Here is a 13,587-nt window from a genome sequence, read left to right as displayed (position 1 = left end):
CGCCGTGGGTGCCCTACTGCTGGGCAGCCCACTCGGGTCCACCCTCGGGTTCCAGCCGCTGCCTGGCGGCCTCTTCAACGTCCTGGTCGGCATGATCGTCTGCTATCTCGCCCTCACCGAGGCGGGCAAGCGGATGTTCTACGGCGCACCGCCGCGCCCGCCCACGGCCGCAGCCGTACGGCCCGCCGCCACCACCGCCGCCGCGCGGCCTACTTCAGCACTGGCCACCACCCTCCGCACGGATGAGCGTCGGATGACCTTCAACCGTACCTGGCCGGGACCATCAACCCGGCGTGACTCCCGGCGATGGCTAGGCTGAGACGCGTGGAAGGACCTGTCCTTACCGGGCATCCCGGCGAACCGCATCGTGGCGGGCTGGCCGGGCGGCTGAACTGGTTGCGTGCGGGCGTGCTCGGCGCCAATGACGGCATCGTGTCCACGGCGGGGTTGGTGGTCGGTGTGGCTGGCGCGACGACCGCGACCGCGGCGATTCTCACCGCTGGGGTGGCTGGTCTGGTGGCCGGGGCGGTGTCGATGGCGCTGGGCGAGTATGTGTCAGTCAGCAGCCAACGTGACACCGAGCGGGCGTTGCTGGGTAAAGAGCGGGCGGAGTTGGTGGCCGACCCGCAGGCCGAGCTCGACGAGCTCACCGGGATCTACGTCGGGAAGGGTCTGTCGGAGGCGACCGCGCGGCAAGTGGCGGTCGAGCTGACCGCGAACGACGCGTTTGCCGCCCACGCCGAGGCCGAACTCGGCATCGACCCGGGGGAGCTGTCGGATCCGTGGCAGGCGGCCGGGGCTTCGGCGCTGGCGTTCACGCTCGGCTCGGTGCTGCCGCTGGTGGCGATCTTGCTGCCGCCCGCCGGCGTCCGGGTCCCTGTGGCGTTTGCGGTGGTGTTGGCGGCGTTGGCGTTGACCGGGGCGGTCAGCGCCTATTTGGGCTCCGCGAGCCTGACCCGGGCGGTGGTACGCCTGCTGGTCGGTGGTGCGCTGGCGATGGCGGTCACCTTCGGCATCGGGCATCTGGTCGGCGCGGCCGTCGGGTGACCTGCATGGGATGTAGCCCCTTACCGCCGTCGATTGATCGGTATCCGGGGCTCCCCGCGGCTTGGCGGACGCCTCCGACGACGGCACCGCGGTCACGGTACGCCGGACCACCGCCTGCTGACGCTCATCGGCTGCCGGGCGCGGCGGGGTTGTCGCGGAAAGCGTAGTGGGCCGCTTCAGTCGCTGTTTGAACCAGCCCCGACCAGGGCGGTGATGTTGCGCCGTCCCCGTGGATCGTCCTGAATCAGCTCGCCAGTGGCCTTCTTGTGCTTGGTCCAGTTCGTAGAGTCGCCACAGTCGGCGATCGCGACCTGGGTTGGCGTGTCGGCAGGTGATATGCCGGTGACCCGAGCGTTCGTGGCTGGGGCGCCGCGCGTGACCACGCCGGTCTGTTGATATGTAAAGATCACGTCCACGATCCGGGCCAGAGCCTTGTCAGCGGCATACTGCCGGAGCTCGGGCGAAGGTGAGTTCGCTTGTTTGGCAAGGTTGAGGCCCGAATCCCACAACCTTGGTCGGTTATCCGGCGTTCGCCGCTTGTGCGATGTGCCGACGCAGATCGGCCGCCTCGTCGGTGCGGCCGAGTCGGGTGAGCACGTCGGCGAGGGTTCGGTACGACGAAAACAACAGGCCGCCGAATGCCTGCGGAAATTGTTTTGCCAGCGGCCCGAGGAGGCCAACCGCCTCGGTGACCGCTTCCAGAGCCTGGGGCAGGTTGGTATCCACCTTCACGCAGACCAGTGCGTAAGAGCTCAGCGCCTTCGCGAGACCGGGCAGGTGGGTGGTCGGATCGCTCACGGCGAGTCGCCGGAGGAGGGCGACGGCCTCCTCGGCCGCAGTCAGGGCTGGCTTCCGCCGACCAAGGTCGGACAGCATCATGCCGAGGCCGTTCAGCGAAACGGCGAGAAGGGGCTCGTAGGCGTCGGGGCTCGCCGCGGCAAGGCGCCGGAAGGTGTCAACCGCTTCTTGCGTCGGGCCTATCGCCCGCTTCGGCTGGCCGAGCCGCGCCAAAAATATGCCCAGGCTGCACAGGGACCGGGCCAGACCGGGCTCGTAGGCGTCCGGGTTCGCCGCGGCCAACTGGCGATAGACGGCGGCGGCCTCCCCGGTGGTGGTCAGGGCCTCGTCCATGCGACCCAGCGAGGACAGGCGAATGCCGAGGTTGCTCAACGACCCCGCGACCCGCTCCATATAGGCGTCCGGGTTCGCCGCGGCCGCCTGCCGGAATATGGCGGTGGCTTCTTCGGCGAGTGCCAAGGCACGCTCCTGCTGTCCGAGGTGCGCCAGGACGCCGCTGAGGCTGTCTAATGACGCGGCCAGATCGGTGCGGTGGGCGTTCGGGATCTCCGCGGCAAGGCGCCGTTGGATGCCCACCGCTTCTTCCGCCGAGACCAAGGCATGCTCCCAACGCCCCAACTGGGACAGCACCAGGGAGAGGTTGTTGAGTGATGCCGCGAGGTCGGGCAGGTAGGCGTCCGGGATCTGTGCGGCCAAACGCCGGCGGATAGCTGCCGCCTCTTCCGCGGGGGCCAGCGCCTGCTGCTGCCGGCCGAGTTCGGATAGTCGGACGACGAGGGCCTGCAACGATCCAGCGAGAGCGGGCTCGAACGCGTCTGGGTTCACCCCGGCCAGCCGCCGGTAGATGGCGACGGCCTCCTCCACCGGGGCCAGCGCCTGATCCCGGCGGCCCAACTCGGACAGATGCCTGCTGATGTTCGTCAATGAGTGGGCGAGACCGGGCTCGTGAGCGTCCGGGGTTTGCGCGGCCAGCCGCCGGTAGATGGCGACGGCCTCCTCGGCCGTCGCCAGGGCCTGATCTTGGCGGCCGAGCGCGGAGAGGACGAAGCCGAGGCTATTCAGCGCCCTGGCGAGATCGGAAGCGTAGGCGTCCGGTATGGCGGCCGCCAGACGTCGGAAGATGGCGACTGCTTCCTCGGCCGGGGCCAGGGACTGTTCTCGGCGGCCCAACTCGAACCGGCTGCCGCCTAGCATGGCCAGGGACTTGGCGAGGTTGGGGAGATGGACGTCCGAATTGGACGCGGCCAGCTGCCGGTATAAGGCGACAGCCTCCTCGGCTGGGACTAGCGCCTGCTCGCGACGGCCTACCGCGGAGAGGCGGACTCCGAGGTTGGCCAGAGCCCCGGCGAGGCCCGACAGGAAGACTTCAGGGTTGGCGGCGGCAAGCCGCCGGTGGATCGGCGTCGCCTCCTCGGCCGCGTCGAGGGCCTGCTCATGGCGACCGGTTATGGACAGGCTTCCGCTCATACTGGTCAACGCCATAGCGAGGTCGGGCAGGTAGGTGTCCGGCTTGGCCGCGGCCAGCCGCCGATAGATGGCGACTGCTTCCTCCGCCGCGGCCAGCGACTCCGTCCGGCGACCTAGGTCGGCCAGATGGATGCTGAGGTTGTTCACCGCGAGAGCCAGTTCGGGAAGGAAGAGATCCGGGCGATCCGGGTTCTCGGCGACGAGCGTCCGGGAGATCTCGACCGCCTCCTCGACCGCCGTGAGGGCCTGGTCCAGTCGGCCCAGGTCGGCCAGATGGTGGCCCAGGTTGATCATCAGTGAACCGATGAGGTAGGGGCCGATCGCGGTCTGCCGCTGCACGATGCCGATGGCCTCCTCGGCCAGCGCCAGCGCCTCCTTCCGGCGACCCGTTCCCGCCAGGTTGGAGACGAGATCGTTCATCGCCCAGGCAAGAACATTGCTGTAGGAATCGGGGTCCGCCGCAGCCAGCCGCCGGTAGATGGCGACCGCCCGCTCCCCGATGCCCAGAGCCTCCGTCGTGCGGCCAGCATTGTTGAGCCGCCGGGCAAGGGCGAGGTAGAGATCGGCCTGCTCGGCAGCGTCCGAGGCTCGGGCCAGGCGGTGGCTGATGAGCCGGGCGGTGACGGTGGCAGCGGCGATGTCGAGGTCGACGTGCCGGCCCGAAGGCAGGGCAGCATCCAGTGCTTCGAGAGTGTCGATGTCGATGTGGCGGCCGGCGGCCAGGGTGTTCAGAGCGGCGCCACCGGCCGCCACAGCCAGATCGGGTCGCTGGCGCAGCAGTGGGTAGAGATGGTCGCGTCCGAGGTGTTCCCATCGGTGAGCGGCCGCCGCGAGATAGGTCATGGCCCTGGCCGGGGAGCCAGATGTCAACATGGAGGCGGCGATCACCGGCGCCCAGTCGTGTGCCGGGTAGCCGAGATCGTGCCCAGGCACGGCGAGGGCGAGGAAGTCCTCGACGAGCCGGTCCGGGCATAGCGGTTCCAGCACGGTGCGCTCGACGTGATCGGCGGGCGGATAGCATACGGCGTGGTCGGCGACGACCTGCTCGGGGTCCGTTCCGATCTTCAGCCGTTCGAGCACGGCGACCCCGGCAGGACGAGCCATGGCGCCGGTGAGCGCGGCGGTGAAGACGGCCTGCTTCATCACCGCGGGCGCAGTCGGGTAGCCGTCCCGATGGAGCCGGGCCCAGTGCAGCTGTTCCCGATTCAGCAGGTACCGGGTCAGCGCGTGTGCTCCCTGAGGTGGGCGTTCGCCATGTGCGGCGGCATCGACGGCGACCAGCGCGGCCATGTGCAGAGCGAGGGTGAGCCCGAACTCCGACTCCGGATCGTCGATGCGCGCGGGCGCGGGCAGCGCGTCGGGATCGATTCCTCCGTAGACGGCCGCGAACCTGCTCCGGGCCGTGGTGAACATCGCAGCACGGCCGTCGTCGGGCGGCAGGTCCGGCAGGTGCTGGTCGGTGGTGTCGGCCTGATGCGTGTCGAGAATCCCCATGATCGCGGGCCAGGCGTCGAGGCCGCGGGCGACCATCAAAATACGGGTGGGCACGCCGAACCGGTGCAGCAGTGCGTTCTTGAACAGCCAGGTGAGGTTGCTCAGCAGCCACCGGTCGGCGTAGTCCACGATTACCAGCAGCCCGGCCTGCCCGGCCAGGCTCATGTCCTGGCTCCCCGGCTCGGGCCGGTCGGCGTCGGGCCCGTGGAACGCGGCAACCACTCGCCAGCCCTCGGCTAGGGATTCGGCGGCGAGCTCGGCGGCGAGGCGGGTCTTGCCCTGGCCGCCCGGACCGTGCAGCCACCGCACGCCGAGCCGCGGGCCACCGTCACGCCACCGCCGCAGTGCGGCAAGGTCGGTGTCGCGGCCGGTGAAGGGGACGACCGCGCGGCGCGCGTTGAGCATCCGGCTGGGCAGCTGGGACAGCCACGCCGGGTCGGCGGCGGGCTCCGGCTGCCAGTTGGCCAGCAGGTAGAGCGGCTGTCCGTTGCCGAACACGTGAATGTCGGCGTGCTGGACCCCGTAGGCGAACCCGTTGACGGCGATGACGTCTTGCCGGTAATGCCTCTCGCCGGAGTCGGCCGGTGACATCGAGTTACAGTTCGGGCGATTCGTAGTGAGTGACATTTCCGCCTTGCGCCGCATAGACAGCCGAGCCGTCGCGGGCAATGTTGGTCTGCACCCAGTACTGACCCGCTTCGGGCAGCGCCGCACGAACCTCCTCGATCATGCCGCGCAGCGCGTCGGCCGCGGACTCGTCCTCGCGCAGCAGCCGAAGGAACCGCCGACGCCACGGCGGCACGAGCTCGTCCCCTACGTCGGCCCGTTCGTCCTCGGCGGCCGTCTCGATCAGCTCGGCATCGTTGTCCAGTTGAGTCTCCAGCCCCTCAGGCTGGACGCCAGCCCGCGCGAACATCTGCTTGATCCGTTTTTTGACCAGGTCGATCGCGCCGCCGGCGATCGCGCCAACGACGGCTATGCCGCCTTCGCGGGCAAGGTCTTCGATGCCTTCGACGGTCGTGGGAAGGTTGGTCACCCTGCCAGCCTACGAAAACCGAGGGCCGCGGAAACCGGCCGATCGGAGCGAGACTGTGGCGGGACGGGCCACCGCTGCCGCCTCCATCTGGATCCACGTCACCCGCGGCGAGCACCCCTTCGCCCCTAACCGTCGCAGCCCCGCAACCATCCCCGGCGCTCCCAGGACTCCGGCCTCGACATCGACCGCGCCTGGTGGCCCGCCCGCACCGACGAGCCTGGCCACCACTACACCGCGCTACGCCAAGCCCTCCGCTAGCTCGCCGACGAACTCGCCCAACATCGACCTCGCCGACTAGCGGACTCAACTTCGCCAACTATCGCGCTCACAGTCCCCATGTGGTGCAGGGGATGCTGGTCGGCTGCCGGCGGTCCGGGGTTGAGCGGGCCGGGCTGGCCGTGGCTGACCGGCAGATCGGCCAGGGCGAGGCGGTGCCGGCCGTTGCCGACCAGCCGCCAGACCGCATCGGCGGGGTCGATGCCGGACTCGGGTGAGGTGGTGGCGACGACGAGGCTTGGTTCGGGGCGTTCGGCCAGCCGCCGGTGCAGGTTCTGCTCGCGGGTGCGGTTGGGCAGGGCGAACAGGATCGGGTAGCTCGGGCCGCCTTCGGCGCGTAGCCGCCGGTGGGAGCTGAGCTTGTCGGCGAGTTTGCCGATGGGTTCGGTGCCCCGGTCCAGTTCGAGGAAGTAGCCGACCTGGCGTGTGCCGTCGGTCCAGACGCCGTGCCCGTCGGGGTGGATGCGCTGGCCGAACATGTTGGCGGTGGTGCGTTCGGACCACCAGCGCAGCAGTGCGGTGGTGGTGTCGGCGCGGCTGTGAGCCAGCAGGCGGTGCCGAACCAGTTGGTGTCGATGAGGTGGTCGAGGGCGGGGTTCGCGTAGATGCGGTCCTGCCGTTCCCGGGGTGCTTTCGGGGCGGGTGGTGTGTCCCCGGTCGACAGGGCGGTCAGGCGCGCGGAGAGGCCACCTGCGACCCAGCAGACGACGTTGGGCGATCCGGGCTGGTTGCGGCGGATGAACCGGTCGAGATAGCCGATCGAGCGAAGAACGCCGAGTCGGTGTCGGCAGGTGATGGGGTTGGTGAACAGGATGGTGGCGAGTTGGTCGGTGGTGAGCATGGTGTGTTCATGCAGGAGGGCGGCGATGGTGTAGTCGCGGGGGCGAAGGCGGTGGGAGATGTCGATGAGGGTGGAACCGGGTGAGGTGGTGACGGAGTCGGGGTAGGTAGCAGCACGATGGGCTGCGTCCCCGGTCGGGAGACTTCCCCTGTAGGGAAGTGTCGGGTTGGGTCGGTTCTGGGCACGTGGGCTCCTAGCTGCGGTGTTGGGTGGCCTGGGTCGGCCTGGGGTCGGCCTGATGAGGTGGGGTCCCGGCCGGGTCGTGGGTCGACCCGGTGACCGGGTCCAGGCCGGGCCGGACAAGATCGATCAGCCCGGTCTTGAGGCCGGGCTGCGTGTCGGCGTACGTTGAGGTTCAGCGCTCTCGAACCGCTTCCCCCGTGGCGATTCGAGGGCGCGTTGCTGTGCCGGCTGCACGCCGTCGCAGGCGGATGTCCTCGTCGGCCTGCCATTGGCTGAAGCGGCGCCGGTTGAGGGTACGGACGAATCGTGGGATGCGGTTGGCGGGGATGCCGACCAGCCGCGGGCCGATCACCGCCAGCAGGTCGGAGGCCCCCTGGGAGGAGAAGCTGGCCGCGGCGAACGCCTCCTCGGTGGGGAACACGTCGGCCACCCGGTCGACCGCCGGGTCGAGCAGGTGGTCCTCGGTGCCGCCGTAGGAGTGAGACCCAGAGGAAGTTGGCGGGCGGCTCGGGTTCGACCAGCCGCCGGAAGCGCGAGACTTTCTTGGTGTCGGCGTAGAAGGTCTGGTCGGGCCGGGCACGGCAGATGCGCTGCCACGCCTGCAGGTGGCCGTCGCTGAAGAAGCTCCCGGAGTCGTGGATGCGGATCCACGCCCCGCGGTGGCGGCGGGCGCCGAGCTCGGCGGTCATGGCGACCTCCCACCCGGCCAGGTCGTCGAGCACGAAGGTGAGGTTGGCGTGGTGCCGGCGGCCGGGCAGGTGTTGTAGGTGCGGCCGTCGGGCAACCGGCCGGCCCAGGCGGGCAGGGTCCAGTTCCACACGCCGATGGCTTTGAGTTCGCGGTTCTGGGTGAGCAGCCGTTTCGGCCGCGAGAAGGGTTGTGTATCAACGGATGCAGGCATGGGTGTCCCCCGGGTGAGAAGGGGCAGGGGGAGGCAGCACGGCCGGTACGTCAGTTCGAGCGCCGGTGCCGCGCCGGACGGCGTCAGCCCGGGCCGGGCGGCAGGGCGGCGTGGATGCGCTGGCACATGCGGGCCAGCTCGGCCTGGGCGAGGACGTCAGCGCGAAGGTCGAGGGCCTGCAGATGGCCTGGCCGGGCGCGTCGCGGCGGCAGCAGGTGCAGCGGGTAGGCGTCGTGGACGGCCAGCAGCCAGTCGGGCATTGGCTGGCCGGCCGACAGGATCAGGCTCCACGCCGGCCCGTGCAGCCGGATGACAGCGAGGGCGCCGCTGGGGGTCCGGAGCGACCCGCACGAGCTCGGGGTCGCCGCCCGCGGCGATCTGCGGCGCGACGGTGAGGATGTCGTGCAGCTGCGGGCGCAGGTTGAGGTAGGAGGGATGGCGTTGGATGATGCGGACCGCTCCGCCGAGCAGCCTCGCGGTGTAGAGCTGGTTAGCGATCTGGTCGGCGAGCCGCCGACGGTGCTGCGGGTCGGGCTGATCGGTGGTGTTGGGCGTGCTCACAGGGGTTCTCCCGATGCGTGTTGGGCAGCACGGCACAGCGCCGCGTGGCTGTTGGGTCACGCGGCGCTGTCGGCTGCTGGTGTTGGGTCCGGTTGGGTGGTGGCGTCGTCCGGCGCCTTGACACCGGCGAGGCGGGCGATGGCGGCGGGACCGTTGTCCGGGTCGGCGACGTTGGCCAGTGCGGCCTGCCGGACTGCGGTCGTCTCGTCGACGACGGGCTTGGCAGGCTGGGTCAGCAGCGTGAACGAGGGTGTCTCGCGGCCGTCGACGACGAGCCGGCGGGCGGCCTGGAACGCGTCCAAATGGCTGAGGTCGTGCTCGGACAGCTCGGGCATGGTGTGCCGGGCGAGTTGGTGCGCGTCCTCCGGTGCGCAGCTGAAATAGACCTTGTTGCGGGCGTTGGAGCTCAGGGCCAGCTGCGTGTCCCGCGGCATCTGGGTGAGGTTCTGGTGCGCCAGGACGAGCCCGAAGCGGTAGCCGCGGGCTTCGGCGAGCATGTCGCCGACGCTGCCGGGCAGGTTCAGGAAGTTGTGCGACTCGTCGATGTAGGCCACCGCGTCGCGGCGGTCCTGCTCCGCGATGCGGGTGCGGGCGGTGGCCGCCTGCCACGCCGAGGCCAGGATGAACGACCCCATCAGCCGCGAAGTCTCTTCGCCGATCTGGCCTTTGGGCAGGCGGGCCAGCAGACTGCCGCCGTCGATCACGCGGCGCATGTCAACGGTGGAGCGGGGGGCGCCGATGGTCTGTCCGACGAACGGACGGGTGAGGAAGCTGCGCAGCCGGGCCAGGACCGGGCCGATGACCTGTGAGCGCACCGGCGGCGGGGTGCTCTCGAACCACTGCCAGAACCCGAGCAGCCCTTCCGGATCGTCCAGGTCGGCGGTGAACGCCGCGCGGAACTGCTTGTCCTGCAACAGCGAGGGAACCAGCGTGAGCGTGGCGTTCCCGGGGGCCCGCAGCTCGTCGGCGAGCTGCCGGGTCGACCACACGACCAGCTGCCCGTGCGGGACGGTCGTGGTCGGACCGTCGAACAACTCCTTGAAGCTGCCCGAGATCCAGGGGGTCAGCCGGGCGGCGAGGGTGGGTGCGGCGTCGCTGCCGTCGGCCGCAAGCGCCGTTGACACGTCGCGCAGCAGCGGCGCCTGCCGTTGCCAGGTGTCGGGATCGTTGGAGATCCCGGCGGTGGCGTACGCGGCGATGATCGCCTTGTCGAGCGCCGCGCGTTCAGCCGGAGGGGGTTGCTCGCCCGGCAGCATTGCGATGAGCGTGTGCAGGAACAGCGCCCGGCGGGTCAGTGCGTCGTCGCGGCGGTCGCCGGGCGGGATGTCGAGCGGGTTGAGGCGGACGCCGCCGGCGCCGAGGTGGATGGTGATGCCGCCGACGGCACCGGCCAGCCGGTGGTACTCGTTGTCCGGGTCGATGACCGAGACGTGCACGCCGTCGGCCAGCGACCTGAGTACCCCCAGTTTGACGAAGTAGGACTTGCCTGCCCCGCTGCGGGCGAGAACGACGCTGTTGGCGTTGTGCTGGTTCCACCGGTCCCACCACACGATCCCGGCCGAATCGGGGTTGACGCCGTAGAGCATGCCACCGGCCGGGGCTGGCTCGCCGGGCAGCGGGGCGGGCAGGTCAGGCGACGCGAGCGGGAACATGGTGGCGATGGCCTCGGTGTCCATGACCCGGCGCATGCCGAGGTTGTCGGTGGCCAGCGGGAGGGTGGAGATCCAGCCCTGCAGCTGTCGCCAGGTCGCCGGCTGGGTGTCCAGTAGCACCGAGGCGGCGACGGCCCGCACGTGGGCGATCGACTCCTGCAACTCCTCCACGGTCGTCGCGTGCACGCACAGGTACAGCCCGACGCGGAACAGCTTGGAGTGGCCGCGGGCGATCCGGTCTGCCAGTTCGGCGGCGGCCTCGGCGGCGGGATCGAGCAGCCGCCCTTTCTCGGTGTCGGTGCGCCGGTTGGACTCCAGCCGGGCCCGCTGCTTGCGCAGCCGGGCTGCGGCCACCTGCGGGGTGAGCGGGTCGACGTGGACCACGACGTCGAGGCGGCCGGGCCAGCCCAGCAGCGGATCCAACCAGGCCGCCCCGACTTCGGCGGGGTAGCCGGTCACGATCAGCACAGCGGCGTAGCCGTCGCCGACCTGCAGGTAGCGCGACATGTTCAGCACGCCGGCCGACCTGCACGACATCGTGCCGCTGCCCGCAACCGACGGCCGCGACACCTTCACCTATGCGACAGCCCGCGACACGACGGCGTCAGACCGCGACAGCGACGCTGACACCCCGCGACAGACCACCAGCACCACATTGGTGATCTTCGGTCATTCGGGCCGGCGGCCGTGACACCCCGCGACAGCAGCGACAGCGATCTTGGTAGGGGGCGTCGGAGCCAGCGCCGGCGCCGTGTCACCCGCGACACGATGCCCGGGGGCCGCGACACAGACCTGCCGCCCGGCGACAGGGCCGACAGGCCGAGTCTCCCGGCAAGTGAGCCAAGTTACGCTGCCGTGCCCCTGGGTCACCGCACCGCTGCAGTGCACCGACTGGACGCCCGACGGCAACCAGGTCATCCACCTCGCGCTGACCCCAGCCCGACACCGCACCGATGACTCCCGAACAGCGCAAGAGGTCGTCGCCGTCCCTACGTAGATGATCTTGGACCTATCTCCGGCGTCAGCGCACCACTCAGCCCCGGCTGGCTGAACCCCCAGCCGACGGCCGATCAGGTCCGGCGCTTTGGCCGCGGCCGGGTCTGGGACGGTGGTGCGGTGCCGGCGGCGCAGCCGTAGCCCCTGCAGTCCGGCACCGCGCATGAGCCGGGCGATGCGTTTGTGGTTGACCCGCTCGCCGCGCTCGCGCAGCTCCGCGGTGATCCGTGGCGCGCCGTAGGTGCCGTCGGAGGCGGCGTGCACCGCCCGGATACGTTCGGCCAGCTGCTGGTCGGCGGTGAGGCGTTCGGCCCGGGCCGGCTCGGTGGCCTGCCAGTGGTAGAAGCTGGACCGGGCTATGTCCAGGACCTGGCACAACCGCTTCACGCCATAACGGCGCTGGTGCTCGGCGACGAACCGGGGAGCGGTTCACCAGCGCGTCTCCCCGGCGAAATACCGGGCGGCCTTGCGCAGGATGTCGCGCTCCTCTTCCAGTTCCCGGACCCGCCGGCGCAGCTCGGCGTTCTCCGCCTCCACCGAGCCAGCCGACCCGGCGGCTGCGGGGCGGTAACGCCGCGGCGCTGGTCGTCGAGCCGGATCCAGCTGCGCAACGTCTCGCGGTTGATCCCGACGCCTTGAACTGCGGTGGGTAGTGCTTCATCACCATCGTGTTCCAGGACTCCTATCCACCCGGACCATCACGGCCCAGGTCTCAAGTGTCCAAGACCAGGGGGTAAGTCCCCTGGCTGGTTCGCCGGGTTGTTTGAGGCGGTAGTGGCAGTGCCGGACGCGTTTGATGGCGCGGGGGCAGGTCTGTTCACGGCGTGGTGGGATGCGGAGTCCGGCGATGGTGTTGAGGTGGTCGGGGAGTCTGTCGGTCCAGTCCTGAGGGGGAATGGCGGCGGTTCCGGTGGCGGTGCGGCGGATCAGGCGCAGGGTTTGGGTGAAGGAGATTCGGTCTGGGTCGAGGTCGGCGGCGGCGGAGGCTTGGGCGATCAGGGCGGTGATCGCGTGGTGGACGATGAGGTAGGCCCAGATTTCCTGGTGGACGAGGTCGGGGAGCCGGGAGCGCAGGATGCGGCCGGGGCCGCGGAGGTGGGTTTTGAGCTGGTCGTGGCTGGTTTCTTGTTCCCAGCGCTGGTGGTAGGCGGCGGCGAGTTCGTCGGCGCGGGCGTCGGCGGGGTCGAGGATGGTGGTGGTCAGGGCGATCAGTTCGTGGTGGCCGTTGCCGGTGCGGTCGGGGATGTCGTATTCGATGACCCGGACCAGGTGCGCGATCGGTTCGCCGGTTTGGTTGAAGGCGTGTGGGATGGTGTCGAGGTTGTGCAGATCGGTGGCGGCGCGGGCGGCGGCCAGGAGTCGTTCCCGGCGTGGGATGAACCGGATCTCGGGTTTGATCAGCACGCTGAGGTAGGTGCCGTCGGGCAGGACTTTGATGACGGGCGGGTCCAGATTCGTCGGTGCCCGCCACGCCAATTGCGCGCCGGTGGCCTGAGCGTTCGCCCAGGCCTGCCAGGAGTAGAAAACCGCGGTCGGCGGTCAGCAGTTCGTCACCGCGCAGCCGCGAATACAACCTGGCCGCGAGGGTCTTCTCCGCCTCGTTGTGCCCGCCGATGGCTGCAGCGACGAACGCGTGGGTGCCGCACTCGGCCAGGGCGACGACCCGCGCCTTCGGGAATGACGACTGCCGCTCACCGTTGCTGCCATAGCCGAACTCGGCGCCGTTCGCGGGTGTGTCCGGCACGTCGACCTCGAACCCGTCGATGGCCAGGAGCCGCCACGAGCGCAGGAACGAGCCCCGCGCCGCACCCAGCGCCGACGCTGCAGCGGCCGGGCCAGCCCGGCCCGCGACCGGCCCGCACGTGCGCTCGAACAACTCCGCGAACACGTCACGGCCCAGCCGTTTACGGGCCTGCGTGACCGCGCTGGAGGTCGGCACCGCCCAGCCCGCGTTCCACACCCCGAACCCGTCGAGGGACCCGGTCACCTTGGCGGCGACCTCTTCGTAGGCATCGTCGGGAAACAGGGCCAGGGCGAGGGTCAGATACGCGGTCACATGCGCCGGGAGCTTGCCATCCGCCCGTTGCTCCCGCACCCCGCACACCGCGACCGCGTCATCTACCGCATCCCGCGGCACCTGCGAGATCAACACACCCAATGTGACCTGGTCAGGACGCACCACCGGCCGGTCCACCACATCCGAGGTCATGACCCGCGATCCAAACCGGCATCGCCGTCAATGTCACCCCAACACGCCGGAACACCACCAAGATCAAATTAAGCTACGCGGCATTGTGGCTCGGGCTCCAGCTCACCTATCGCCCAGGCTCAGAAA

At 70.0% G+C, this 13,587-nt stretch carries 10 protein-coding genes and 3 pseudogenes; 3 read left to right on the top strand and 10 right to left on the bottom strand.

The annotated features are described in order from the left end of the window. The first annotated feature begins 4 nt into the window (after positions 1–4). On the top strand, positions 5–319 hold the full coding sequence (locus ABD352_RS10845; protein WP_344612145.1) for a hypothetical protein: 315 nt from the start codon (positions 5–7) through the stop codon (positions 317–319). Positions 320–324: 5 nt separating this feature from the next. After that, on the top strand, positions 325–1,047 hold the full coding sequence (locus ABD352_RS10840; RefSeq protein WP_344612144.1) for a VIT1/CCC1 transporter family protein: 723 nt from the start codon (positions 325–327) through the stop codon (positions 1,045–1,047). A 176-nt stretch (positions 1,048–1,223) separates the two neighbouring features. On the opposite strand, the gene ABD352_RS10835 is transcribed toward ABD352_RS10840, so the two are convergent. The 8 genes and pseudogenes from ABD352_RS10835 to ABD352_RS10800 form a co-directional block, all read right to left on the bottom strand. After that, the gene (locus ABD352_RS10835) at positions 1,224–1,556 is read right to left on the bottom strand and encodes a hypothetical protein (protein ID WP_344612143.1); all 333 of its coding nucleotides are present in this window, start codon (positions 1,554–1,556) and stop codon (positions 1,224–1,226) included. A 10-nt stretch (positions 1,557–1,566) separates the two neighbouring features. Continuing rightward, on the bottom strand, positions 1,567–5,397 hold the full coding sequence (locus ABD352_RS10830; protein ID WP_344612142.1) for a tetratricopeptide repeat protein: 3,831 nt from the start codon (positions 5,395–5,397) through the stop codon (positions 1,567–1,569). 4 nt (positions 5,398–5,401) lie between these two features. After that, on the bottom strand, positions 5,402–5,842 hold the full coding sequence (locus ABD352_RS10825) for a hypothetical protein (RefSeq protein WP_344612141.1): 441 nt from the start codon (positions 5,840–5,842) through the stop codon (positions 5,402–5,404). A gap of 254 nt (positions 5,843–6,096) precedes the next feature. Then, complete coding sequence (locus ABD352_RS10820; protein ID WP_344612400.1) at positions 6,097–6,669, bottom strand: replication-relaxation family protein; 573 nt, start codon at positions 6,667–6,669, stop codon at positions 6,097–6,099. Between the two features lie 35 nt (positions 6,670–6,704). Beyond that, positions 6,705–7,262, bottom strand: a pseudogene (locus ABD352_RS57585) (replication-relaxation family protein); the annotation flags it as partial. 52 nt (positions 7,263–7,314) lie between these two features. Then, positions 7,315–8,043: pseudogene (locus tag ABD352_RS57580) on the bottom strand (GP88 family protein). A gap of 83 nt (positions 8,044–8,126) precedes the next feature. Continuing rightward, the gene (locus ABD352_RS10805) at positions 8,127–8,303 is read right to left on the bottom strand and encodes a hypothetical protein (RefSeq protein WP_344612138.1); all 177 of its coding nucleotides are present in this window, start codon (positions 8,301–8,303) and stop codon (positions 8,127–8,129) included. 357 nt (positions 8,304–8,660) lie between these two features. Continuing rightward, positions 8,661–10,763 carry a helicase HerA domain-containing protein gene (locus ABD352_RS10800; protein WP_425553525.1) on the bottom strand — a complete coding sequence of 701 codons (2,103 nt, stop codon included), beginning with the start codon at positions 10,761–10,763 and terminating at the stop codon, positions 8,661–8,663. Between ABD352_RS10800 and ABD352_RS10795 the strand changes: the two genes are divergently transcribed. Continuing rightward, entirely contained in the window at positions 10,762–10,947 is a 186-nt protein-coding gene (locus tag ABD352_RS10795) for a hypothetical protein (RefSeq protein WP_344612136.1), read from the top strand. The genes ABD352_RS10800 and ABD352_RS10795 overlap by 2 nt on opposite strands. On the opposite strand, the gene ABD352_RS57575 is transcribed toward ABD352_RS10795, so the two are convergent. Then, positions 10,926–11,639, bottom strand: coding sequence for an IS3 family transposase (locus tag ABD352_RS57575; protein ID WP_425553520.1), 714 nt, complete (start codon positions 11,637–11,639; stop codon positions 10,926–10,928). The genes ABD352_RS10795 and ABD352_RS57575 overlap by 22 nt on opposite strands. Before the next feature lie 501 nt (positions 11,640–12,140). After that, a pseudogene (locus ABD352_RS10790) lies at positions 12,141–13,461 on the bottom strand (IS4 family transposase); the annotation flags it as partial. Between the last annotated feature and the right edge of the window lie 126 nt (positions 13,462–13,587).

It is taken from the genome of Dactylosporangium salmoneum, from assembly GCF_039532525.1.
GTDB classification, from domain to species: domain Bacteria; phylum Actinomycetota; class Actinomycetes; order Mycobacteriales; family Micromonosporaceae; genus Dactylosporangium; species Dactylosporangium salmoneum.
The sequence above is the reverse complement of the archived record's forward strand: the minus strand, read 5'-3'. Positions and strand labels throughout refer to the sequence as shown.

Bases quoted from the DNA above. Each gene is read 5' to 3' on its own strand.
- ABD352_RS10830 (WP_344612142.1), bottom strand. From the start codon at position 5,397: ATGTCACCGGCCGACTCCGGCGAGAGGCATTACCGGCAAGACGTCATC.
- ABD352_RS10805 (WP_344612138.1), bottom strand. From the start codon at position 8,303: ATGCCCGACTGGCTGCTGGCCGTCCACGACGCCTACCCGCTGCACCTG.
- ABD352_RS10795 (WP_344612136.1), top strand. From the start codon at position 10,762: ATGTTCAGCACGCCGGCCGACCTGCACGACATCGTGCCGCTGCCCGCA.
- ABD352_RS10800 (WP_425553525.1), bottom strand. From the start codon at position 10,763: ATGTCGCGCTACCTGCAGGTCGGCGACGGCTACGCCGCTGTGCTGATC.